At 34.4% G+C, this 20,865-nt stretch carries 34 protein-coding genes; 1 reads left to right on the plus strand and 33 read right to left on the minus strand.

Going from position 1 to position 20,865, the window contains the following annotated elements; all coding sequences use genetic code 11:
- Positions 1 to 300: 300 nt before the first annotated feature.
- From carA to rpsL, 33 genes are all read right to left on the minus strand, one after another.
- Positions 301 to 1,407: a glutamine-hydrolyzing carbamoyl-phosphate synthase small subunit gene (gene carA, locus ACGK9U_RS03260; protein ID WP_394464945.1), complete on the minus strand. Its 1,107-nt coding sequence runs from the start codon at positions 1,405 to 1,407 to the stop codon at positions 301 to 303.
- An 89-nt stretch (positions 1,408 to 1,496) separates the two neighbouring features.
- Positions 1,497 to 1,973: a 50S ribosomal protein L17 gene (rplQ, locus tag ACGK9U_RS03265; protein WP_209653644.1), complete on the minus strand. Its 477-nt coding sequence runs from the start codon at positions 1,971 to 1,973 to the stop codon at positions 1,497 to 1,499.
- A 137-nt stretch (positions 1,974 to 2,110) separates the two neighbouring features.
- Positions 2,111 to 3,103 carry a DNA-directed RNA polymerase subunit alpha gene (locus tag ACGK9U_RS03270; protein ID WP_117172433.1) on the minus strand — a complete coding sequence of 331 codons (993 nt, stop codon included), beginning with the start codon at positions 3,101 to 3,103 and terminating at the stop codon, positions 2,111 to 2,113.
- 98 nt (positions 3,104 to 3,201) lie between these two features.
- Complete coding sequence (rpsD, locus tag ACGK9U_RS03275) at positions 3,202 to 3,807, minus strand: 30S ribosomal protein S4 (RefSeq protein WP_394464946.1); 606 nt, start codon at positions 3,805 to 3,807, stop codon at positions 3,202 to 3,204.
- A gap of 229 nt (positions 3,808 to 4,036) precedes the next feature.
- Entirely contained in the window at positions 4,037 to 4,429 is a 393-nt protein-coding gene (gene rpsK, locus ACGK9U_RS03280; protein ID WP_209653648.1) for a 30S ribosomal protein S11, read from the minus strand.
- A 100-nt stretch (positions 4,430 to 4,529) separates the two neighbouring features.
- Positions 4,530 to 4,904, minus strand: coding sequence for a 30S ribosomal protein S13 (gene rpsM, locus ACGK9U_RS03285; RefSeq protein ID WP_209653650.1), 375 nt, complete (start codon positions 4,902 to 4,904; stop codon positions 4,530 to 4,532).
- A gap of 2 nt (positions 4,905 to 4,906) precedes the next feature.
- Entirely contained in the window at positions 4,907 to 5,023 is a 117-nt protein-coding gene (ykgO, locus tag ACGK9U_RS03290; RefSeq protein WP_074961360.1) for a type B 50S ribosomal protein L36, read from the minus strand.
- 5 nt (positions 5,024 to 5,028) lie between these two features.
- Positions 5,029 to 5,244 (minus strand): translation initiation factor IF-1, encoded by a 216-nt coding sequence (gene infA, locus ACGK9U_RS03295; RefSeq protein ID WP_028289261.1) that lies wholly within the window; start codon positions 5,242 to 5,244, stop codon positions 5,029 to 5,031.
- Between the two features lie 9 nt (positions 5,245 to 5,253).
- A complete protein-coding gene (gene secY / locus ACGK9U_RS03300) occupies positions 5,254 to 6,603 on the minus strand; it encodes a preprotein translocase subunit SecY (protein ID WP_394464947.1) in 1,350 nt (449 codons plus the stop codon).
- A gap of 15 nt (positions 6,604 to 6,618) precedes the next feature.
- Complete coding sequence (gene rplO, locus ACGK9U_RS03305) at positions 6,619 to 7,071, minus strand: 50S ribosomal protein L15 (RefSeq protein ID WP_394464948.1); 453 nt, start codon at positions 7,069 to 7,071, stop codon at positions 6,619 to 6,621.
- A 14-nt stretch (positions 7,072 to 7,085) separates the two neighbouring features.
- On the minus strand, positions 7,086 to 7,268 hold the full coding sequence (gene rpmD / locus ACGK9U_RS03310) for a 50S ribosomal protein L30 (protein ID WP_132218429.1): 183 nt from the start codon (positions 7,266 to 7,268) through the stop codon (positions 7,086 to 7,088).
- A gap of 11 nt (positions 7,269 to 7,279) precedes the next feature.
- Positions 7,280 to 7,804: a 30S ribosomal protein S5 gene (gene rpsE, locus ACGK9U_RS03315; RefSeq protein WP_209653656.1), complete on the minus strand. Its 525-nt coding sequence runs from the start codon at positions 7,802 to 7,804 to the stop codon at positions 7,280 to 7,282.
- A gap of 6 nt (positions 7,805 to 7,810) precedes the next feature.
- Positions 7,811 to 8,167, minus strand: a complete 357-nt coding sequence (gene rplR / locus ACGK9U_RS03320; protein WP_209653658.1) for a 50S ribosomal protein L18 — start codon at positions 8,165 to 8,167, stop codon at positions 7,811 to 7,813.
- Between the two features lie 10 nt (positions 8,168 to 8,177).
- Entirely contained in the window at positions 8,178 to 8,720 is a 543-nt protein-coding gene (rplF, locus tag ACGK9U_RS03325) for a 50S ribosomal protein L6 (protein WP_209653660.1), read from the minus strand.
- An 11-nt stretch (positions 8,721 to 8,731) separates the two neighbouring features.
- Positions 8,732 to 9,130, minus strand: a complete 399-nt coding sequence (gene rpsH, locus ACGK9U_RS03330; RefSeq protein WP_166967730.1) for a 30S ribosomal protein S8 — start codon at positions 9,128 to 9,130, stop codon at positions 8,732 to 8,734.
- Between the two features lie 67 nt (positions 9,131 to 9,197).
- Positions 9,198 to 9,467: a 30S ribosomal protein S14 gene (gene rpsN / locus ACGK9U_RS03335; RefSeq protein ID WP_117172444.1), complete on the minus strand. Its 270-nt coding sequence runs from the start codon at positions 9,465 to 9,467 to the stop codon at positions 9,198 to 9,200.
- A 3-nt stretch (positions 9,468 to 9,470) separates the two neighbouring features.
- Positions 9,471 to 10,022, minus strand: coding sequence for a 50S ribosomal protein L5 (gene rplE / locus ACGK9U_RS03340; RefSeq protein ID WP_209653662.1), 552 nt, complete (start codon positions 10,020 to 10,022; stop codon positions 9,471 to 9,473).
- 2 nt (positions 10,023 to 10,024) lie between these two features.
- Positions 10,025 to 10,336 (minus strand): 50S ribosomal protein L24, encoded by a 312-nt coding sequence (gene rplX, locus ACGK9U_RS03345; protein ID WP_394464949.1) that lies wholly within the window; start codon positions 10,334 to 10,336, stop codon positions 10,025 to 10,027.
- 14 nt (positions 10,337 to 10,350) lie between these two features.
- A complete protein-coding gene (gene rplN, locus ACGK9U_RS03350; protein ID WP_100610627.1) occupies positions 10,351 to 10,719 on the minus strand; it encodes a 50S ribosomal protein L14 in 369 nt (122 codons plus the stop codon).
- A 2-nt stretch (positions 10,720 to 10,721) separates the two neighbouring features.
- Positions 10,722 to 10,979, minus strand: coding sequence for a 30S ribosomal protein S17 (gene rpsQ, locus ACGK9U_RS03355; RefSeq protein ID WP_044637136.1), 258 nt, complete (start codon positions 10,977 to 10,979; stop codon positions 10,722 to 10,724).
- 12 nt (positions 10,980 to 10,991) lie between these two features.
- The gene (rpmC, locus tag ACGK9U_RS03360; RefSeq protein WP_132218420.1) at positions 10,992 to 11,183 is read right to left on the minus strand and encodes a 50S ribosomal protein L29; all 192 of its coding nucleotides are present in this window, start codon (positions 11,181 to 11,183) and stop codon (positions 10,992 to 10,994) included.
- A gap of 13 nt (positions 11,184 to 11,196) precedes the next feature.
- Positions 11,197 to 11,616 (minus strand): 50S ribosomal protein L16, encoded by a 420-nt coding sequence (rplP, locus tag ACGK9U_RS03365; RefSeq protein ID WP_132218419.1) that lies wholly within the window; start codon positions 11,614 to 11,616, stop codon positions 11,197 to 11,199.
- 21 nt (positions 11,617 to 11,637) lie between these two features.
- Positions 11,638 to 12,366, minus strand: a complete 729-nt coding sequence (rpsC, locus tag ACGK9U_RS03370; RefSeq protein ID WP_394464950.1) for a 30S ribosomal protein S3 — start codon at positions 12,364 to 12,366, stop codon at positions 11,638 to 11,640.
- 8 nt (positions 12,367 to 12,374) lie between these two features.
- Entirely contained in the window at positions 12,375 to 12,782 is a 408-nt protein-coding gene (gene rplV, locus ACGK9U_RS03375; RefSeq protein ID WP_209653666.1) for a 50S ribosomal protein L22, read from the minus strand.
- A gap of 6 nt (positions 12,783 to 12,788) precedes the next feature.
- The gene (gene rpsS / locus ACGK9U_RS03380) at positions 12,789 to 13,067 is read right to left on the minus strand and encodes a 30S ribosomal protein S19 (RefSeq protein ID WP_117172452.1); all 279 of its coding nucleotides are present in this window, start codon (positions 13,065 to 13,067) and stop codon (positions 12,789 to 12,791) included.
- 3 nt (positions 13,068 to 13,070) lie between these two features.
- The gene (rplB, locus tag ACGK9U_RS03385; protein WP_394464951.1) at positions 13,071 to 13,898 is read right to left on the minus strand and encodes a 50S ribosomal protein L2; all 828 of its coding nucleotides are present in this window, start codon (positions 13,896 to 13,898) and stop codon (positions 13,071 to 13,073) included.
- Between the two features lie 10 nt (positions 13,899 to 13,908).
- Positions 13,909 to 14,199 (minus strand): 50S ribosomal protein L23, encoded by a 291-nt coding sequence (gene rplW / locus ACGK9U_RS03390; protein ID WP_027138494.1) that lies wholly within the window; start codon positions 14,197 to 14,199, stop codon positions 13,909 to 13,911.
- A 5-nt stretch (positions 14,200 to 14,204) separates the two neighbouring features.
- Positions 14,205 to 14,834 carry a 50S ribosomal protein L4 gene (rplD, locus tag ACGK9U_RS03395; RefSeq protein WP_394464952.1) on the minus strand — a complete coding sequence of 210 codons (630 nt, stop codon included), beginning with the start codon at positions 14,832 to 14,834 and terminating at the stop codon, positions 14,205 to 14,207.
- Positions 14,834 to 15,451: a 50S ribosomal protein L3 gene (rplC, locus tag ACGK9U_RS03400; protein WP_394464953.1), complete on the minus strand. Its 618-nt coding sequence runs from the start codon at positions 15,449 to 15,451 to the stop codon at positions 14,834 to 14,836. Before rplC ends, rplD begins: the two co-directional genes overlap by 1 nt.
- Before the next feature lie 123 nt (positions 15,452 to 15,574).
- A complete protein-coding gene (gene rpsJ, locus ACGK9U_RS03405) occupies positions 15,575 to 15,880 on the minus strand; it encodes a 30S ribosomal protein S10 (RefSeq protein ID WP_111309258.1) in 306 nt (101 codons plus the stop codon).
- Positions 15,881 to 15,890: 10 nt separating this feature from the next.
- Positions 15,891 to 18,017: an elongation factor G gene (fusA, locus tag ACGK9U_RS03410; protein ID WP_209653671.1), complete on the minus strand. Its 2,127-nt coding sequence runs from the start codon at positions 18,015 to 18,017 to the stop codon at positions 15,891 to 15,893.
- A 6-nt stretch (positions 18,018 to 18,023) separates the two neighbouring features.
- Positions 18,024 to 18,500: a 30S ribosomal protein S7 gene (gene rpsG / locus ACGK9U_RS03415; protein WP_117172458.1), complete on the minus strand. Its 477-nt coding sequence runs from the start codon at positions 18,498 to 18,500 to the stop codon at positions 18,024 to 18,026.
- Between the two features lie 22 nt (positions 18,501 to 18,522).
- Entirely contained in the window at positions 18,523 to 18,936 is a 414-nt protein-coding gene (gene rpsL / locus ACGK9U_RS03420) for a 30S ribosomal protein S12 (RefSeq protein WP_394464954.1), read from the minus strand.
- 177 nt (positions 18,937 to 19,113) lie between these two features.
- Between rpsL and ACGK9U_RS03425 the strand changes: the two genes are divergently transcribed.
- Positions 19,114 to 20,802: a POTRA domain-containing protein gene (locus ACGK9U_RS03425; protein WP_394464955.1), complete on the plus strand. Its 1,689-nt coding sequence runs from the start codon at positions 19,114 to 19,116 to the stop codon at positions 20,800 to 20,802.
- Positions 20,803 to 20,865: the final 63 nt, after the last annotated feature.

Below are 20,865 nucleotides of genomic sequence, written 5' to 3' on the forward strand. Positions count from 1 at the left end.
AATTCAAATTTACGTTTAAATCTTGTTTTTTTTAAGATGTTCTTTGATAATTATCCAAAAAAGCACCTATAACGTTTTAGTAATATTATTTATAAAACAAAACAGCTTTTGGGCGTTACCACAAGGGTCGGGTTTTTCGTTACAAGTCCTCGATCCTGCGTCGCTGTGGGCTTTTCACTGCAACCCCTAACGCAAGCACCAGCCAACTTTTGGCTAAACCGTTCGTTTTAGTATCTCAAAATATCTATTAAATAAAAGACCTCACAGGTTTTTGAAACCTGTAAGGTCTCCATCAACACTTTAATTTCTTTTTATATTTTCTATAAACTGGTCGAAAAGATACGACGAATCGTGTGGACCAGGGCTAGCTTCCGGATGGTATTGTACCGAAAAACAATTCTTGCTTTTCATTGCCAATCCTGCTACCGTATGGTCGTTCAAATGCACGTGCGTTACTTGCAAGTCTGGATGCGCTTCCGCTTCTTCCCTGTTTACAGCAAAACCATGATTTTGGGAAGTAATTTCACCCTTACCTGTAACCAAATTTTTTATTGGATGATTAATCCCCCTATGCCCGTGATGCATTTTATAAGTCGACACACCGTTAGCTAATGCAATCACTTGATGTCCCAAACAAATACCGAACAATGGTAAATCTCTTTTTATGATTTCTTTTGCCAAAGTTTGTGCTTCTACCAAAGGTTCTGGATCTCCAGGACCGTTTGATAAGAAATAGCCATCTGGTTTAAAAGCTTCCAAGTCTTCAAACTTAGCATTATAAGGGAATACTTTTATGTAAGCATCTCTTTTTGCTATGTTGCGAAGGATATTCTTTTTGATACCTATATCCAAAGCAGCTACTTTGTAAGTGGCATTTTCATCGCCAAAATAATAAGGTTCTTTGGTTGACACTTTTGATGCCAACTCTAAACCATTCATATCTGGAACTTCAGCCAATTGCTTTTTTAATCCTTCTACATTATCTACATCGGTAGAAATAACAGCATTCATAGCACCGTTATCTCTTATATAGCTTACCAATGCTCTTGTATCCACATCAGATATTGCTAAAAGATTGTTCTTATCTAGAAAATCTTCCAACGAACCATTAGCTACATCACGTGAATAATCGTAACTAAAATTTTTACAAATTAACCCTGCAATTTTAATGGAATCTGATTCAATTTCTTCGTCATTCACACCGTAATTACCAATGTGCGCATTGGTTGTTACCATCAACTGACCAAAATAAGAAGGGTCAGTAAAAATTTCTTGGTACCCAGTCATTCCGGTATTGAAACATACCTCACCAAATGCTGTTCCTTGTTTATTCCCTACTGCTTTTCCGTAAAAAATGGTGCCATCTGCTAAAAGAATAATGGCTTTTTGTCTTTTTTGATATTTCATGTATTAATTAAAAAAGTTTTGCAAAAATGCTAAAAAAAAAGGATAAACTAAAATAGTTTATCCTTTATATGTTAAATGCTTATTAACATTTATTCTTCCTCTTCTTTTGTTGCCTTAGGTTCAACAGCAGGAGCAGCTGCTGGTTTTGCACCACCTCTTCTACTTCTACGTGTTGTTTTCTTCTCTGGTTTACCTGCATTGTAAAGCTCATTGTAATCTACAAGCTCTATCATTGCCATATCAGCGTTATCACCTAAACGATTACCAAGTTTAATGATTCTTGTGTAACCTCCTGGACGATTCGCCACTTTAGCAGCAACATCTCTAAACAATTCTGCAACAGCATCTTTTTGTCTTAAGTTAGCCATAACGATACGTCTGTTATGGGTTGTATCTTCTTTAGACTTAGTAATCATTGGCTCTACAAATTGTTTTAAAGCCTTTGCTTTTGCAACTGTAGTGTTAATACGTTTGTGCTCTATTAAAGAACAAGCCATATTAGCCAACATAGACTTTCTATGTGCAGTTTGTCTACTTAAATGATTGATTTTTTTTCCGTGTCTCATGACATTTTTGTTATCATCATCTTGCTTCTATACCTTTTTAGGGAGCAAACTATGATGGGTTAATGAATTACTATTTACGATCTTTGAATTACGACTTCTTTAATAAAAAATCGCAATTCCTAAATCAAAAAATCGTTCTAGTCTTTATCTAATTTATATTTGCTTAAATCCATTCCGAAGTTTAAACCTTTAACGTTTACTAGTTCTTCTAGCTCGGTTAAAGACTTCTTACCAAAGTTTCTGAATTTCATTAAATCGTTTTTATTGAAAGATACTAAGTCTCCTAAAGTATCTACTTCTGCAGCTTTTAAACAGTTAAGTGCACGTACCGATAAATCCATATCGATTAACTTAGTTTTAAGCAACTGACGCATGTGAAGTGATTCTTCATCATAAGTCTCCGTTTGTGCAATTTCATCAGCTTCTAACGTGATACGCTCATCAGAGAATAACATGAAGTGGTGAATTAACGTTTTTGCTGCTTCGGTTAAAGCGTCTTGTGGCGTAATAGAACCATCTGTAATGATTTCAAAAACCAGTTTTTCGTAATCTGTTTTTTGCTCAACACGATAGTTTTCAATACTATACTTAACGTTTTTTATTGGCGTATAAATAGAATCGGTAAAAATAGTTCCAACTGGTGCAGCAGCTTTTTTGTTTTCTTCTGCAGGAACGTATCCTCTACCTTTTTCAATAGTGATTTCCATATTGAAATTAACTTTAGGATCTAAGTTACAGATAACTAATTCTGTATTTAATACTTGGAAACCAGAAATGAATTTTTGGAAATCTCCAGCTGTAATTTGCTCTTGACCTGAAATTGAAATAGAGATAGATTCGTTATCAATATCCTCAATTTGTCTTTTAAAACGAGCTTGTTTTAAATTTAAAATGATTTCAGTAACATCTTCTACCACTCCAGCGATTGCTGAAAACTCATGATCTACACCTTCTATTCTAACTGATGTAATGGCGAATCCTTCTAAAGATGATAATAAAACCCTTCTTAATGCGTTACCTACTGTTAAACCATAACCAGGCTCTAAAGGTCTGAATTCGAATTTACCTTCGAAATCAGTTGAATCAATCATGATTACTTTATCTGGTTTTTGGAAATTAAATACTGCCATGTTTTTTTCTTCGTTTTAATTGTTATTTGGTTGCGCGGTTTAAAAGTTTGAAGAAGCACCAATAAACCCTTTGGCCAAATACCAATATGATTAATTTATTATTTTGAATATAACTCGACGATGAATTGTTCGTTTATATTTTCTGGAATCTGGATTCTTGCAGGAACAGAAACGTAAGTTCCTTGTTTCGTATCGTCATTCCAAGTAATCCATTCGTATACTTGACTTGAGTTAGCTAAAGATCTTGTAATAGCTTCAAGAGATTTAGATTTCTCTCTTACCGCAACAACATCTCCTGCTTTTAATTGGTATGAAGGAATGTTTACCAACTCACCATTTACAGTAATGTGTCTGTGAGATACTAATTGTCTAGCACCACTTCTAGAAGGAGCAATACCCATTCTGTATACTACGTTATCTAATCTAGATTCGCAAAGTTGTAATAAAACCTCACCTGTAATACCTTGAGCAGCTCTAGCGCTTTTAAATATGTTTCTGAATTGACGCTCTAAAATACCATAAGTGTATTTTGCTTTTTGCTTCTCCATTAATTGGATTGCGTATTCAGACCTTTTTCCACGTTTTCTTGCGTTTCCGTGTTGACCTGGAGGATAATTTCTTTTCTCAAAAGATTTATCTTCTCCAAATATAGCCTCGCCAAATTTACGAGCTATTTTAGTTTTAGGACCAGTATATCTTGCCATTTTAAATTGTTTTTTAAGAGTGATTATGAATTAAGGTCTTAATCTTATCCTTCGATAATCGTTGATCTCTTTTTGATACTTGTTAATAATTATTTTTTTCGGTTTGCAAATGTATGCAAAAAATTAATATCATCTGCAAAACAGATGATATTAATTTTAGTAATGATTTTTTTGATTTACGATATACGATTTTACAAATCTACAATCGAAAATCTTTAATCGTATTTTATTATACTCTTCTACGTTTTGGAGGACGACATCCGTTATGTGGAAGCGGAGTAACATCGATAATTTCAGTTACTTCAATACCTGCATTGTGGATAGAACGGATAGCAGATTCTCTACCATTTCCTGGACCTTTTACGTATACTTTTACTTTCTTTAAACCAGCCTCTAAAGCTACAGCAGCTGCATCTTCAGCAGCTAATTGTGCAGCATAAGGCGTGTTCTTTTTAGAACCTCTAAATCCCATTTTACCAGCAGAAGACCAAGAAATTACGTCTCCTTTTTTGTTGGTAAGTGCAATTATGATGTTGTTGAAAGAAGCATTAACATGAGCTTCTCCTACAGAGTCTACAATAACTTTACGTTTTTTTGTAGTTTTTGTGTTTGATTTTGCCATTTTCTATAGTTTTCAGTTTTAGTTGATAGTCGCTAGAATCCTAAACCTTTTATAATTTCAAACAGATTCCTTCCAACGTCTAAATACTAAAGACTAATTGTTATTTAGTTGCTTTTTTCTTGTTAGCAACAGTTTTTCTTCTACCTTTTCTAGTTCTAGAGTTGTTTTTTGTACGTTGACCTCTTAATGGAAGCCCCGATCTGTGACGAATTCCTCTATAACATCCAATATCCATTAAACGTTTAATGTTCAATTGAATTTCAGAACGTAATTCACCTTCGATAGTAAAAGTACCAACAGCTTCACGAATACCAGCAATTTGGTCGTCGTTCCAATCTTGAACTTTAATACTTTCATCAACATTAGCTGCTGCTAATATTTCTTTAGCTCTACTTCTACCTACCCCGTAGATATAAGTTAAAGCGATAACTCCTCTTTTGTTTTTTGGTATGTCTACACCTGCAATTCTTGCCATAATTACCCTTGTCTTTGTTTAAATCTAGGATTCTTTTTGTTTATCACGTAAAGTCTACCTTTTCTACGCACGATTATACAATCTGCACTTCTCTTTTTTACTGATGCTCTTACTTTCATCTGTGTTAGTATCTATAAGTTATTCTCGCCTTAGATAAATCATAAGGACTCATTTCTAATTTCACCTTATCGCCTGGTAATAATTTAATATAATGCATACGCATTTTACCAGAGATATGTGCCGTCACGATGTGACCGTTCTCTAATTCAACACGGAACATCGCATTTGATAATGCTTCTATAATGGTTCCGTCTTGTTCTATTGCTGCTTGTTTTGCCATAGTATAATATTAAGCTACTGCTGCCTTTCTATTTTTACCTGTTTTCATCAAGCCATCATAGTGTCTATTTAACAAATAAGAATTAATTTGTTGCATAGTATCTATCGCCACACCTACTAAAATGATTAATGATGTACCTCCAAAAAATAATGCCCATCCTTGTTGCACGCCCATAAGCTTAACAATTAACGCTGGAAATACAGCAATGAATGCTAAAAATATAGAACCAGGTAAAGTAATTTGAGACATTATTTTATCCAAGTATTCTGAAGTTTCAGAACCTGGACGAATTCCTGGAATAAAACCACCACTTCGTTTTAAATCATCAGCCATTTTATTTGTTGGTACTGTAATAGCTGTATAGAAATACGTAAATATGATAATTAATATTGCGAATGTGATATTATATACCAATCCAAAAATATCAGCATAATTAGTTTGCATCCATGCTCCAAAAGCTGTTTCTTTTAAAAGTGAAGAACCTCCTATTAAACTAGGGACAAACATAATAGCCTGTGCAAAGATAATTGGCATAACTCCAGAAGCATTAAGCTTTAATGGAATGTATTGTCTAGAACCAGCCATAGCACTTTTTTCGTAATCGCCAGTTGCTGTTCTTCTTGCATATTGCACTGCAATTTTTCTAACAGCCATAACAAGCATAATACAACCTAGTATAATAGCAAACCATAATACCAATTCGAAAAGAATTAACATGACATTGTTTCCTTCTAATCTGGTTGCAGCATTTTGAATGAACGATGCCGGCATGTTGGCAATAATACCAACCATAATCAATAATGATATACCATTACCAATGCCTTTATCGGTAATTTTTTCTCCTAACCACATTGCGAAGATACAGCCTGTTACTAAAATAGTTACAGAAGAGAAATAAAACTCAAAACCAGTACCTATTAAAAAGGCACTTGTTGGAATTCCTAATGCTGGTAAACTTGCTAAGTAACCTGGTGCTTGAAGTAAACAGATTGCTATAGTTAACCAACGTGTAATTTGGTTAATTTTCTTTTGCCCACTGGCGCCTTCCTTTTGTAGCTTTTGCAAATATGGAATTGCTATCCCCATTAACTGAACAACAATAGAAGCTGAAATGTATGGCATGATACCCAACGCAAATACCGAAGCATTTGCAAAAGCACCACCTGTAAAGGCATTAAGTAACCCCAATAAACCTCCATCTGTACTATCTGCTAAACCCTGTAATTGGGCAGCATCAATACCTGGTAATACTACTTGAGCACCAAAACGGTAAACTAATAACAGACCAAGTGTAACTATGATTCTGTTTCTTAGTTCTTCTATTTTCCAAACATTCTTTAACGATTCTATAAATTTCATACTTATAATAAGGTCTTATAACGTTACAACTTCTCCGCCAGCAGCTTCAATAGCAGCTTTTGCTGAAGCAGTAAATTTATGTGCAGATACTTTTAATTTTGCTTTTAATTCACCTTTACCTAATATTTTAACTAGATCGTTCTTACCGATTAAACGGTTTGCGAATAAAGTTTCAAAATCAACAGTATCACCAACTTTTTTATCGTCAGCTAATTGCTGCAAAGTATCCAAATTGATACCTTGATACTCTACACGGTTAATGTTAGTAAAACCAAATTTAGGAACACGTCTTTGAAGTGGCATTTGACCTCCTTCAAATCCTACTTTCTTAGAATAACCAGAACGCGATTTAGCACCTTTGTGACCACGAGTAGCAGTACCACCTTTACCAGAACCTTGTCCTCTACCTATTCTTTTTCCTTGATTTTTAACTGAACCTTCTGCAGGTTTTAAATTACTTAAATCCATTTTTCAGTATATTATTATTTAATTTCTTCAACAGAAACTAAGTGATTTACTTTACTTACCATACCAAGAATACTTGATGTAGCTTCGTGCTCTTTTACTTGACCAATCTTTTTAAGACCTAAAGATTCTAAAACTCTTTTTTGTCTTTGTGGACAATTGATTGCGCTTTTAACTTTTGTTACTTTTATTTTTGCCATCTCTGTCTGTATTAAGCTTTAAAAACTTGTTCAAGTGAAATACCTCTATCTCTAGCAATGGTATTGGCATCTCTTAATTGTAATAAAGCATCAAAAGTTGCTTTTACTACGTTGTGAGGATTTGAAGATCCTTGAGATTTTGATAATACATCGTGTACACCAACTGCCTCAAGTACTGTTCTTACAGCACCACCGGCAATTACACCTGTACCTTGAGCAGCAGGAATAATATTTACTCTTGCGCCACCAAATTTACCTTTTTGCTCATGTGGTAATGTTTTTCCTTTTAAAGGAATACGTACTAGGTTTTTCTTAGCATCTTCAACAGCTTTTGCAATTGCACTAGCAACGTCTTTAGATTTTCCTAAACCTTGTCCTACAACACCAGCTTCATCACCAACTACAACAATTGCTGAAAAACCAAATGCTCTACCACCTTTAGTTACTTTTGTAACTCTTTGTACACCAACTAAACGATCTTTAAGATCTAATCCACCTGGTTTTACTAATTCTGCACTTTTATATTTTTTAAACATAATTTCTTAGAATTTAAGTCCTGCTTCTCTAGCTCCTTCAGCTAATGATTTTACTCTACCATGATATAAATAACCACCTCTATCAAAAGCGATAGTTTCTACACCTGCTTTTAAAGCTTTTTCAGCAAGCGACTTACCTACTAACTTAGCTACTTCAATTTTAGTTGCTTTTGCAGAACTAATATCTTTATCTCTTGAAGATGCTGCACTGATAGTTACACCAGTTACGTCATCTACAACTTGAGCATAAATTTCTTTATTACTTCTAAAAACAGTTAACCTAGGTCTAGCCTCTGTACCAGAAACTATCTTACGTATTCTGCTTTTAATTCTTATTCTTCTTTCGTATTTTGTCAATGCCATAACTTACTTATTAAGCTGATTTACCTGCTTTTCTTCTTAATACCTCACCAACAAACTTAATTCCTTTTCCTTTGTAAGGTTCTGGTCTTCTAAATCCACGGATTTTTGCAGCAACTTGTCCAACAAGTTGTTTATCGTGAGAAGTAAGTTTAATGATTGGGTTTTTTCCTTTCTCTGAAACTGTTTCAACTTTAACTTCAGGAGCTAAGTTCATAACAATAGCGTGTGAAAAACCTAATGCTAATTCCAATTTTTGACCTTGGTTACTAGCTCTATATCCTACACCAACTAATTCTAATTCTTTAGTCCACCCTTTAGATACACCTTCAATCATATTACGCATTAACGATCTATATAAACCATGTTTTGCTTTTTGATCTTTAGTATCTGAAGAACGTGTAACTAATACATTTCCATCTTCAACTTTAATATCTACAGAATCGAAATTTTGGGTTAATTCTCCTAATTTTCCTTTTACTGTAACTACTGAGTCTTTTATATCAACTGTAACGCCTTGCGGAATTACTACTGGGTTATTACCTATTCTAGACATATCTTATCTTTTTAGTAAACGTAACACAATACTTCACCACCAACATTATCTCTTTTGGCTTGTTTACCTGTCATTACACCGTGAGATGTTGAAACAATGGCAATACCAAGACCGTTAAGGATTCTAGGTAGTTCTTTTGAACTTGCGTATTTACGTAAACCTGGTTTACTTATTCTTTGAATCTTTTTGATTACAGGCTCTTTAGTTTCTTTGTTGTACTTAAGTGCAATTTTGATTGTACCTTGTACTGTAGAATCATCAAACTTGTAACTTAAAATATATCCTTGCTCGAATAATATTTTAGTGATGTCTTTTTTAAGATTAGAAGCAGGTATCTCAACCACTCTGTGGTTCGCACGCACTGCGTTTCTAATTCTTGTCAAATAATCCGCTATTGGATCTGTGTACATAATGAATTGATTTGTGATTTTGGTTTTCGGACTATTCCGAACCTTAAATCTGATTATTTAAATAATATTACCAACTTGCTTTTCTAACTCCAGGAATAAGACCATTGTTGGCCATTTCTCTAAAAGTTACACGAGAAATTCCAAATGTTCTCATATACCCTCTAGGTCTTCCTGTTAATTTACATCTATTATGCATACGAATAGGAGAAGCATTTTTTGGTAACTTTTGTAATGCTTCATAATCGCCAGCTTCTTTTAAAGCTTTACGTTTTTCAGCATATTTAGCTACTGTTTTAGCTCTTTTTACCTCGCGGGCTTTCATTGATTCTTTAGCCATAACTTAGTTCTTTTGAAAAGGTAATCCTAATTCGGTTAATAATGATTTTGCTTCTTTGTCAGTTTCAGCAGACGTTACAAATGTAATATCCATACCTGAGATTTTATTAACTTTATCAATATTAATCTCTGGGAAGATAATTTGCTCGGTAATTCCTAAATTGTAGTTACCGCGTCCGTCAAATCCTGTAGCTTTAATTCCGTTAAAATCTCTTACACGTGGAAGTGCAGAAGTAACTAAACGATCTAAAAACTCGTACATTTTTTCGCCACGTAAAGTCACTTTTGCCCCAATAGGCATACCTTTACGTAATTTGAAAGATGCAACGTCTTTTTTAGATATGGTTGCTATAGCTTTTTGTCCAGATATTGTAGTTAACTCTTCTACTGCGTAGTCAATTAACTTTTTGTCTGCAACTGCAGCTCCAACACCTTTAGATATTACTATCTTTTGTAGTTTAGGAACTTGCATTACATTTTTATATCCAAATTCGTCTGTAAGAGCTGCAATTACTCTGCTTTTATACTCTTCTTTAAGTCTCGGTGAATATGCCATAACTATATTACTTCATTAGATTTTGTTGAAAATCTTACTTTTTTATCACCTTCAATTTTATAACCAACTCTTGTAGTTTCTCCTTTCGAAGTTAACAATGATAGGTTAGAAATATGAATAGGCGCTTCTTTTTCTACGATTCCACCTTGAGGATTTTTAGCACTTGGTTTAGTATGTTTCTTAACCATGTTTATACCCTCAACAATCGCTTTGTTCTTATCTATTAATACTTTTTGTACTTTACCTTCAGCACCTTTGTGGTCTCCAGCAATTACTTTTACAGTATCTCCAGTTTTTATTTTAAGCTTTGTCATCTTAAATTAATGTATTAAAGCACTTCAGGTGCTAATGATACAATTTTCATGAATTGTTTATCACGAAGTTCTCTAGCAACAGGACCAAATACGCGTGTTCCTCTCATCTCTCCTTGAGCGTTTAAAAGCACACATGCGTTATCGTCAAATCTTATATAAGATCCGTCTGGTCTTCTTACTTCTTTTACAGTACGTACAACAACTGCAGTTGAAACAGCACCTTTTTTAATGTTTCCATTAGGTGTTGCGTCTTTTATGGAAACAACTATTTTGTCTCCTACAGATGCGTATCTTCTTTTAGTACCACCTAAAACACGGATAGTTAAAACTTCCTTTGCTCCAGTGTTGTCTGCTACCTTTAATCTTGATTCTTGCTGTACCATAATTATTTAGCTCTTTCAATGATTTCAACTAATCTCCAACATTTAGATTTACTTAAAGGTCTTGTTTCCATGATCCTTACAGTATCTCCAATATTACAATCGTTTGTTTCGTCGTGTGCAACATATTTTTTTGTTTTTAACACGAACTTACCATACATAGGGTGTTTTACTTTTTTCACCTCAGAAACCACAATAGATTTCTGCATCTTGTTACTTGTAACAACTCCTATACGTTCTTTTCTTAAATTTCTTGTTTCCATCTTTTAGCAGAATTATTGTAATTCTCTTTTAGTTAATTCAGTCGCAATTCTTGCTACGCTTCTTCTTACAGAACGTAATTGAATTGGATTTTCTAAAGGAGATATTGCATGAGCTAATTTTAGGTCTGAATAACTCTTTTTTGTTTCACCAAGTTTCTCTTGTAACTCGGCTACTGATAATTCTTTAATTTCTGATTGTTTCATGATATCAAATAAATTATGCTTCGTAATCGCGAGCGATTATAAACTTAGTTTTAACTGGTAGTTTTTGAGCCGCTAAACGCAATGCTTCTTTAGCGATCTCTAGTGATACTCCTCCTATTTCAAAAAGCATTCTCCCTGGTTTAACAACAGCTACCCAATATTCAACGGCACCTTTACCTTTACCCATACGTACTTCAAGAGGTTTCTTTGTAATTGGCTTATCTGGAAATATTTTAATCCATAATGAACCTTCTCTTTTCATGTAACGTGTAGCAGCAATACGTGCAGCTTCTATTTGACGTGACGTTAAAAACTCAGACTCGAGTGATTTTATACCAAAAGTACCATATGAAAGTTGGTGTCCTCTTTGAGAAAGACCCTTCATACGTCCTTTTTGTTGTTTACGAAATTTTGTTCTTTTAGGCTGTAACATTTTTCTTTACTTTATAAAAAATTACTTTCTACGACGTGGCTTAGAATTATTTCCTCCACGAGGTGCTCCTGCACCTGCCTTCCCTTGCTTTTTGGATAAACCAACTAGCGGAGAAAGTTCTCTTTTACCATATACTTCACCTTTCATAATCCATACTTTAACACCCAATCTACCATAGGTAGTGTGTGCCTCAACTAAAGCATAGTCAATATCGGCTCTAAAGGTTGATAAAGGAATACGTCCTTCTTTGTAGTGTTCAGAACGTGCCATTTCAGCACCATTTAAACGTCCACTAATTTGAACTTTAATTCCTTCAGCATTCATACGCATCGTAGCAGCAATAGCCATTTTTATAGCACGACGGTATGAAATTCTATTTTCAATTTGGCGTGCAATGCTAGTTCCTACTAAAAATGCATCAAGTTCAGGTCTTTTAATTTCAAAAATATTAATCTGAACTTCTTTTCCGGTAATCTTTTTAAGTTCTTCTTTCAACTTGTCTACCTCTTGACCACCTTTCCCGATAATAATACCAGGTCTTGCAGTAGTGATAGTAACGGTTACAAGCTTTAAAGTTCTTTCAATAATTACTCTACTTACACTAGCTTTAGATAAACGTACATGTACGTATTTTCTAATCTTATCGTCTTCGGCAAGCTTATCTCCATAATCATTACCTCCATACCAGTTAGATTCCCATCCTCTGATAATACCTAAGCGATTTCCGATTGGATTTGTTTTTTGTCCCATTGTCTATCTTAGCTTTGTGTGTTATTATTAGCTCCAACTACGATTGTTACGTGGTTTGAACGTTTTCTAATTCTGTGTGCACGACCTTGTGGTGCTGGACGCAATCTTTTTAACATTGCTCCTCCATCTACTCTAATTTCTTTTACAATCAACTCAGCATCTTCAATACTAGCTTCTTCGTTTTTAGACTGCCAGTTAGCAATTGCAGATAAAAGCAATTTTTCTAATTTAGCTGAAGCTTCTTTTTGGTTGAATTTTAAAATATTAAGAGCTTTCTCTACTTTTTCGCCTCTTACTAAATCGGCTACTAAACGCATTTTTCTCGGTGACGTAGGACAATTATTAAGTTTTGCAAAAGCAACAAGCTTATTACCTTCCTTAATAGCGTCTGCCATTTGTTTTTTACGACTTCCCATAGCTTACTACTTTTTACCTTTATTTTTAGCACCTGCATGTCCACGGAATGAACGTGTTGGTGAAAATTCTCCTAATTTATGTCCTACCATGTTTTCAGTAACATATACTGGCACAAATTGGCGGCCATTGTGAACTGCGATAGTTTGTCCAACAAAATCTGGAGTAATCATAGAGGCTCTAGACCACGTTTTGATTACGGTTTTTTTGTTAGCCTCCACATTGTCAGCCACTTTTTTCTCTAATTTATAATGAACGAACGGTCCTTTTTTTAATGATCTTGCCATGTCTTATTTCTTTCTACGTTCTACAATATATTTATTACTTGCATTCTTTTTAGAACGTGTTCTATAACCTTTAGCTGGAATACCGTTTCTAGAACGTGGGTGTCCTCCAGAAGATTTTCCTTCACCACCTCCCATGGGGTGATCAACTGGATTCATTACTACTGGTCTAGTACGTGGACGTCTTCCTAACCATCTTGTTCTACCTGCTTTACCAGATACTAACAATTGGTGATCAGAATTAGACACAACACCAATAGTTGCTAAACAGTTAACAAGAATCAATCTTGTTTCACCAGAAGGCAATTTAATTGTTGCAAATTTTCCATCTCTTGCCATTAATTGAGCAAAAGCACCAGCGCTACGAGCCATAATAGCTCCTTGACCTGGACGTAACTCTACACAAGAAATAATAGTTCCTAATGGAATTTGACTAAGTGGCATGGCGTTTCCAATTTCTGGAGCAACACCTTCTTGACCAGACACTACAGTTTGACCAACTTGTAATCCGTTTTGTGCAATGATATATCTTTTCTCGCCATCCTGATAATTCAATAATGCGATAAAAGCTGTTCTGTTTGGATCGTATTCGATAGACTTAACTTCAGCAGGAATTCCAGCTTTGTTACGTTTGAAATCGATAATACGATACTTTCTTTTATGACCTCCACCGATATAGCGCATGGTCATTTTTCCTTGACTGTTTCTACCACCAGACCTTTTGTTCGGAACGAGTAAACTCTTTTCCGGCTTATCAGTAGTAATGGCGTCAAATCCATTTACTACTCTAAATCGCTGTCCTGGTGTGATTGGTTTTAATTTTCTTACTGACATTTGTCTTTAATTACATGTTACTGTATAAATCAATCATTTCACCTTCCGCCAGTTGTACAATTGCCTTTTTAACAGCATTTGTTTTACCATGTTGAATACCCGTTTTAGTATAACGAGTTCTTCTTTCTGGACGGACATTTATAGTACGAACTTTTTCAACAGAAACACCATAAGCAGCTTCCACCGCTTTTTTGATTTCTACCTTGTTCGCCTTTGTATTCACCGCGAAAGTATAGCAGTTTCTTAACTCGCTATCTGCAGTCGCTTTTTCTGTGATTATAGGTTTAATTAAGATACTCATGGTTTCTATTTACTTAAATTTGTTTCAATTCCTTCTAAAGCTCCTTCTAAAAGCACTACTTGACCAGCATTTAAAATCTTGTAAGTACTTAATTCTGAAGCAGTTATAACTTCAGAGCCTCTTAAATTGCGTGACGACAAATATACATTATTATTTGACGCACCCAACACAAACAGAGATTTTTTGTTTTCTAAGTTTAAAGCCTTTAAAACAGCTGTAAAATTCTTAGTTTTTGGAGCATCAAAATTAAAGTCTTCTAATACTACAATTGATTGCTCTCCTGCTTTAATGCTTAAAGCTGATTTACGTGCTAAACGCTTTAAGTTTTTATTAAGTTTAAAGCTATAGTTTCTTGGTCTTGGACCGAACATACGACCACCACCTTTAAAAACTCCAGACTTAATAGAACCTGCTCTTGCTGTACCAGTTCCTTTTTGTTTTTTAATCTTACGAGTACTTCCAGAGATCTCAGCACGTTCTTTCGATTTGTGAGTTCCTTGTCTTTGGTTCGCTAAATATTGTTTAACATCCAAATATACTGCATGATTATTAGGCTCAATAGCAAATACATCTTTAGAAAGGTCTGCCTTTCTTCCTGTATCTTTTCCGTTTATATCTAAAACTGCTACTTTCATTATTTCTGAATAATTACATAAGAGTTTTTATGTCCAGGCACACAACCTTTAACAACTAGTAGATTTTTATCTGCTACTATTTTTAAAACTCTTAAATTTTCAACATTCACTCTATCACCACCCATTCTTCCTGCCATCTTCATTCCTTTAAATACTCTTGCAGGATATGAAGCTGCTCCAATAGAACCTGGCGCTCTTAAACGGTTGTGTTGACCGTGTGTTGCTTGACCTACACCACCAAAACCGTGACGTTTTACAACACCTTGGAAACCTTTTCCTTTTGATATTCCAGCAATATCAACGAATTCACCTTCAATAAAGTGCTCTACTGTGATTGCATCACCTAATTTGTACTCCTCATCAAAACCTTTGAATTCAACGATTTTGCGTTTTACAGAAGTCCCTGCTTTCTTAGCGTGACCTAAGTCCGCTTTAGTAGCACTTTTTTCTGTCGCGTCATCGAAACCAAGTTGAATAGCTTTGTAGCCGTCAACTTCTTCAGTTCTGACTTGGGTAACGATACATGGTCCAGCTTCGATTACTGTACATGGAATGTTTTTTCCATTTTCATCGAAAATGCTGGTCATACCGATTTTTTTTCCAATTAACCCAGACATATTTATTATTTATTAATGATTACTATTTGTTATTAAAAATTCAAGGCTGAAAATACATTCAGCCTTGAATTGTATTTTACCGTTTTTCCTTAACCATCGTTAAGGACATGTTTCTGTTCTTACTTACACTTTAATTTCTACTTCAACACCACTTGGCAATTCAAGTTTCATTAAAGCATCAATTGTTTTTGAAGACGAAGAATAAATATCCAATAAACGCTTGTAAGAGCTTAATTGGAATTGTTCTCTTGCCTTTTTATTTACGTGTGGAGAACGTAATACAGTGAAAATTTTCTTGTTTGTTGGTAATGGAATTGGACCTGTTACCACCGCACCTGTACTTTTTACAGTTTTTACAATCTTATCAGCAGACTTATCTACTAAGTTATGATCGTAAGATTTTAATTTAATTCTAATTTTTTGACTCATATTCTTAGTTTTAAGCTTCTGTTCCTTTAGCCGCTTTAATCACTTCTTCAGATATATTTGAAGGTGTTTCAGCATAATGTGAAAATTCCATAGTTGATGTTGCACGACCTGATGATAATGTTCTTAATGTAGTTACATAACCGAACATCTCTGATAATGGCACATGTGCTTTTACAGTTTTTGCTCCTGCTCTATCACCCATATCATTAACTTGCCCACGGCGTCTATTCAAATCACCAACAATATCACCCATATTTTCTTCTGGAGTAATAACTTCCAGTTTCATAATAGGCTCCATAATTACAGCTTTTGCAGCTTTTGCAGATGCTTTAAAACCTAATTTAGCAGCTAATTCGAACGATAATTGATCAGAATCCACATCATGGTAAGAACCATCTGTTAATGTTACTTTCATAGCATCAACTTCGTATCCTGCTAATGGACCATTTTGCATTGCTTGTTTAAATCCTTTTTCAATAGAAGGGATAAATTCTTTAGGAACGTTACCACCTTTAATTGCAGATATAAACTCTAAACCTGTTTTTCCTTCTTCTGCTGGCTCCAAAGTAAATACGATATCAGCAAATTTACCACGACCACCAGATTGTTTTTTGTAAACTTCTCTATGTTCAGCTTTACGAGTAATAGCCTCTTTGTACTCAACTTGAGGAGCACCTTGATTAACTTCTACTTTAAACTCACGACGTAAACGGTCTACAATGATATCTAAGTGAAGCTCACCCATTCCAGAAATAATAGTCTGTCCTGAAGCTTCATCAGTTCTCACTGTAAATGTTGGATCTTCTTCAGCCAATTTAGCTAAAGACATACCTAATTTATCAACATCAGCTTTCGTTTTAGGCTCAACCGCGATACCAATAACGGGATCAGGGAAGTTCATACTTTCTAAAACAATTGGGTGTTTTTCAGCTGAAAGAGTATCTCCTGTTTTGATATCTTTAAATCCTACTGCTGCTCCAATATCACCTGCTTCGATAAAATCGATAGCATTTTGTTTGTTAGCATGCATTTGGTAGATACGAGAGATACGCTCTTTATTGCCTGAACGGTTGTTCAACACATAAGAACCAGCATCTAAACGACCTGAATAAGCACGGAAGAATGCCAAACGACCAACATAAGGATCGGTAGCAATTTTAAATGCTAATGCAGAGAACGGCTCTTTTACATCTGGCTTACGTCTTTCTTCTTTTTCTGTATCTGGATTAACTCCAATTACACTTTCTCTATCCATTGGAGAAGGCAAATAACGACATACGGCATCTAACAAGAATTGTACACCTTTATTTTTAAATGAAGAACCACAAATCATAGGAATGATAGCCATATCCATTACAGCAGCTCTAAGTGCAGCGTGCACTTCTTCTTCTGTAATAGAATCTTCATCTTCCATGAATTTTTCTAATAGGTTCTCATCATAAGTAGCTACTTCTTCAATAAGTAAAGCTCTATATTTTTTAGCTTCAGCTTTTAATTCATCTGGAATTTCAATAACATCAAAAGTTGCCCCTTGAGTTTCATCATGCCATACGATAGCTCTGTTTTTTACTAAATCTACGATACCTTTAAAATCAATCTCGTCACCAATGTTCAAAACGATTGGCACCGCGTTAGATCTTAACATATCTTTTACTTGTTGACAAACTGCTAAAAAGTTAGCACCTTGACGGTCCATTTTGTTAACGAAACCAATACGAGGCACTTTGTAGTTGTCAGCTAGTCTCCAGTTAGTTTCAGATTGAGGCTCAACACCATCAACCGCACTAAATAAGAATACTAAACCATCTAATACACGTAATGAACGGTTTACTTCAACCGTAAAATCAACGTGACCCGGAGTATCAATGATGTTAAAATGATAACTCATTGAATTATCAGTAGGCTCACCATTTTCTCTTGGAAATACCCATTCGCAGGTTGTAGCCGCAGATGTGATAGTAATACCACGCTCTTGCTCTTGCTCCATCCAGTCCATGGTTGCAGCACCATCATGTACTTCCCCTATTTTATGGGAAACTCCTGTATAATAAAGTATACGCTCTGTTGTTGTTGTTTTACCAGCATCAATATGAGCAGCAATACCTATGTTTCTTGTATATTTTAAATCTCTTGCCATGTTGTATTAAAATCTAAAGTGAGAGAATGCTTTGTTAGCTTCTGCCATTTTGTGAGTATCTACTCTTTTCTTAACCGCCGCTCCTTCTTCTTTAGCTGCTGCTAAAATTTCTGAAGCTAAACGTTGTGCCATAGATTTTTCGTTTCTTTTGCGAGAATAGCTAATTAGCCATTTCATTGCAGTTGAAACTTTACGGTCTGGACGGATTTGCATTGGAATTTGAAATGTTGCACCACCAACACGACGACTACGTACTTCTACGTGAGGCATAACGTTAGATAAAGCATCTTTCCAAGTTTCTAAAGCTGTTTTTTCTTCGTTTGTTTTTTTCGATTCTACAATGTCAATCGCATCGTAAAATACTTTAAAAGCCACAGACTTCTTTCCATCCCACATCATCATGTTAACGAAACGAGTTACTAACTGATCGTTAAAACGTGGATCTGGTAAAAGCGGTCTCTTTTTTGCTGCTCTTTTTCTCATGTCTTCTTCTTAAAAGTTTTAATTACTTTTTCTTACCTTTTGCTGGAGCAGCTGGTGCTTGTCCTGGTTTTGGACGTTTAGCCCCATACTTAGATCTACGTTGTGTTCTACCTGCAACACCTGCTGTGTCTAAGGCACCACGAACGATGTGATATCTAACTCCTGGTAAATCTTTTACTCTTCCACCTCTAACCAATACTATCGAGTGCTCTTGTAGATTGTGACCCTCACCTGGGATGTATGCATTTACCTCATTACCATTTGTTAATCTAACACGAGCAACTTTACGCATTGCTGAGTTAGGTTTTTTAGGTGTAGTGGTGTAAACACGCGTACAAACCCCACGTCTTTGTGGACACGAATCTAAAGCAGCCGATTTACTCTTCTTGGTTATTTTGGCTCTTCCTATTCGTACTAATTGTGAAATTGTTGGCATATATATTATATATAAATTTTAAAATCCTCTTTTAAGAGGGCTGCAAAGGTAGAAATTAAAATGAATAATTCAAATCCTAATTCATTAATTTTCACAACATTTATAATATTTTTTTATTAGTTATATTATTAGTGTTAGTTTTCCGTTAGATTTACATATTAAATAGCTATTTATACCGTGCAGAAAACATCCATTTTATACCTTATTATATATATAGTATTTTCTTCGGGACTGTTTTGCCAAAACCTATACCTGAAAATTGATGGTGAAGACGCCATTGAAACCACCACCATAGATTCATTAAACTATCTTAAAAAACATGAAAATTATCTATCTATTAAAAATGAAGTGGATTCGCTTCAAAAAAGTTTATATAGAATTGGTTATATTGAAAATGAACTGGAATTTATTGACAGAACCAATGATTCTTGTTTTGCTGCAAAAATTCATCTTAAAAGAAAATATAATGTTATACATATATATTACGACAAATCCATTATCAACCCGAAGTTAATAAATGCGATATCAAACAAGGTGTTTGACAACTATTTTTCGGTTCCATTCAGTAAACTTGAAAATGCTTTAAGCTTTATTAATTCTAAAATTTCAGAAGAAGGATATCCATTTTCTAAATTATATTTATCAGATATTGAAATAGAAAAATCCAACTTAAAAGGAAACTTAATTGTAGCATCTAAAAACCAAAAGCGTGTCATAAGTGATATTATCATTAAAGGATACGAAAAGTTTCCTCGTTCCTATTTAAAACATTATTTAAAAATTAAGCCCAATCAAACTTTTAACTTAAGTGTCATAAAAAACAAAACCCAGCAATTGAACAATTTAAGGTTTGCAAGTGAAATAAAACCCCCTGAAGTTTTGTTTTCAAAAGATTCTACAACCTTATATTTATACCTTCAAAAAACAAAAAGCAATGCGTTTGATGGCTTTTTAGGTTTTGGCACCAATGAAGACACAAACAAATTACAATTTGATGGCTATTTGAATTTAAACCTTAGCAACAATTTAAACTACGGCGAATCGTTTAAATTGCTATACAAAAGTGATGAAAACGACCAAAAAACTTTTGAAACCAACCTTTCTTTGCCTTATTTTTTTAAGTCGCCCGTTGGGTTAGACCTTGCTTTACGCATATTCAAAAAAGATTCTTCATTTACTACGGTAAACCAAACTGCAAAAATTCACTATCAAATAAACCCTAAGCACAAGGTTTATACAGGAATTTTATCCACTCAGTCCAATAATTTATTGAACCAAACCTCAACTTCCATATTAGATTACAAAACTACATACTACACATTTGCTTATCAATTTGTAAAAAACCAAAACTATAACTTGCTTTTCCCAGTAAATTCACAGCTATATTTAGAAAGCAATTTTGGTGAAAGAAATCAATCAAATCAAGAAGAAAAACAATCCTTGTTAAGTTTGGATGCTTTTAAAATCTTTAATTTGAATACCAAAAACAGCATTTATTTAAGAATAAATAGTGCTATACTTAATTCTGAAACTTATTTTGAAAACGAACTATTGCGCTTTGGCGGCATAAATTCCGTAAGAGGTTTTGAAGAAAACAGCATATATGCATCGCTTTTAAGTTTATTAAATACCGAATACCGTTATCAACTTAACAATTCTATCTACATACATACCATTACTGACTTAGCCTATTTTGAAAATAAGTTATCCGGTAACAAAGAAAAACTATATGGTTTTGGATTCGGCTTTGGAGTTTTAACAAAAACAGGACTACTTCGGTTTAATTATGCAAATGGTAAATCTGAGAATATCCCATTTAAACTTTCAAATTCTAAAATACACCTTAGTCTGACAGCAAATTTCTAACCCTAAATTGTCATTTTCTTATTTTTTTGTCCTAAATCGTAAATTTTAACCATTATTTATTGT

Origin of the sequence: Mariniflexile sp. HNIBRBA6329, from assembly GCF_043558645.1 — a bacterium.
Taxonomy (GTDB): Bacteria; Bacteroidota; Bacteroidia; order Flavobacteriales; family Flavobacteriaceae; genus Mariniflexile.

Coding starts and splice junctions, on each gene's coding strand:
- carA (WP_394464945.1), bottom strand. CDS start 1,407: ATGAAATATCAAAAAAGACAAAAAGCCATTATTCTTTTAGCAGATGGC.
- rplQ (WP_209653644.1), bottom strand. CDS start 1,973: ATGAGACACGGAAAAAAAATCAATCATTTAAGTAGACAAACTGCACAT.
- ACGK9U_RS03270 (WP_117172433.1), bottom strand. CDS start 3,103: ATGGCAGTATTTAATTTCCAAAAACCAGATAAAGTAATCATGATTGAT.
- rpsD (WP_394464946.1), bottom strand. CDS start 3,807: ATGGCAAGATATACTGGTCCTAAAACTAAAATAGCTCGTAAATTTGGC.
- rpsK (WP_209653648.1), bottom strand. CDS start 4,429: ATGGCAAAATCAAACACAAAAACTACAAAAAAACGTAAAGTTATTGTA.
- rpsM (WP_209653650.1), bottom strand. CDS start 4,904: ATGGCAAGAATTGCAGGTGTAGACATACCAAAAAACAAAAGAGGAGTT.
- ykgO (WP_074961360.1), bottom strand. CDS start 5,023: ATGAAAGTAAGAGCATCAGTAAAAAAGAGAAGTGCAGATTGTATAATC.
- infA (WP_028289261.1), bottom strand. CDS start 5,244: ATGGCAAAACAAGCAGCAATAGAACAAGACGGAACCATTATAGAAGCA.
- secY (WP_394464947.1), bottom strand. CDS start 6,603: ATGAAATTTATAGAATCGTTAAAGAATGTTTGGAAAATAGAAGAACTA.
- rplO (WP_394464948.1), bottom strand. CDS start 7,071: ATGGATTTAAGTAATTTAAAACCTGCAGAAGGTTCAGTTAAAAATCAA.
- rpmD (WP_132218429.1), bottom strand. CDS start 7,268: ATGGCAAAAATAAAAGTAACAAAAGTTAAAAGCGCAATCAATTGTCCA.
- rpsE (WP_209653656.1), bottom strand. CDS start 7,804: ATGTTTAAAAAATATAAAAGTGCAGAATTAGTAAAACCAGGTGGATTA.
- rplR (WP_209653658.1), bottom strand. CDS start 8,167: ATGGCATTGACAAAATACGAAAGAAGAATAAGAATTAAAAGCAGAATA.
- rplF (WP_209653660.1), bottom strand. CDS start 8,720: ATGTCTAGAATAGGTAATAACCCAGTAGTAATTCCGCAAGGCGTTACA.
- rpsH (WP_166967730.1), bottom strand. CDS start 9,130: ATGTACACAGATCCAATAGCGGATTATTTGACAAGAATTAGAAACGCA.
- rpsN (WP_117172444.1), bottom strand. CDS start 9,467: ATGGCTAAAGAATCAATGAAAGCCCGCGAGGTAAAAAGAGCTAAAACA.
- rplE (WP_209653662.1), bottom strand. CDS start 10,022: ATGGCATATTCACCGAGACTTAAAGAAGAGTATAAAAGCAGAGTAATT.
- rplX (WP_394464949.1), bottom strand. CDS start 10,336: ATGACAAAGCTTAAAATAAAAACTGGAGATACTGTAAAAGTAATTGCT.
- rplN (WP_100610627.1), bottom strand. CDS start 10,719: ATGGTACAGCAAGAATCAAGATTAAAGGTAGCAGACAACACTGGAGCA.
- rpsQ (WP_044637136.1), bottom strand. CDS start 10,979: ATGGAAACAAGAAATTTAAGAAAAGAACGTATAGGAGTTGTTACAAGT.
- rpmC (WP_132218420.1), bottom strand. CDS start 11,183: ATGAAACAATCAGAAATTAAAGAATTATCAGTAGCCGAGTTACAAGAG.
- rplP (WP_132218419.1), bottom strand. CDS start 11,616: ATGTTACAGCCTAAAAGAACAAAATTTCGTAAACAACAAAAAGGACGT.
- rpsC (WP_394464950.1), bottom strand. CDS start 12,366: ATGGGACAAAAAACAAATCCAATCGGAAATCGCTTAGGTATTATCAGA.
- rplV (WP_209653666.1), bottom strand. CDS start 12,782: ATGGGAAGTCGTAAAAAACAAATGGCAGACGCTATTAAGGAAGGTAAT.
- rpsS (WP_117172452.1), bottom strand. CDS start 13,067: ATGGCAAGATCATTAAAAAAAGGACCGTTCGTTCATTATAAATTAGAG.
- rplB (WP_394464951.1), bottom strand. CDS start 13,898: ATGTCAGTAAGAAAATTAAAACCAATCACACCAGGACAGCGATTTAGA.
- rplW (WP_027138494.1), bottom strand. CDS start 14,199: ATGAGTATCTTAATTAAACCTATAATCACAGAAAAAGCGACTGCAGAT.
- rplD (WP_394464952.1), bottom strand. CDS start 14,834: ATGAAAGTAGCAGTTTTAGATATAAACGGAAAAGATACAGGAAGAAAG.
- rplC (WP_394464953.1), bottom strand. CDS start 15,451: ATGTCTGGGTTAATTGGAAAAAAAATCGGTATGACCAGCATTTTCGAT.
- rpsJ (WP_111309258.1), bottom strand. CDS start 15,880: ATGAGTCAAAAAATTAGAATTAAATTAAAATCTTACGATCATAACTTA.
- fusA (WP_209653671.1), bottom strand. CDS start 18,017: ATGGCAAGAGATTTAAAATATACAAGAAACATAGGTATTGCTGCTCAT.
- rpsG (WP_117172458.1), bottom strand. CDS start 18,500: ATGAGAAAAAGAGCAGCAAAAAAGAGACCGCTTTTACCAGATCCACGT.
- rpsL (WP_394464954.1), bottom strand. CDS start 18,936: ATGCCAACAATTTCACAATTAGTACGAATAGGAAGAGCCAAAATAACC.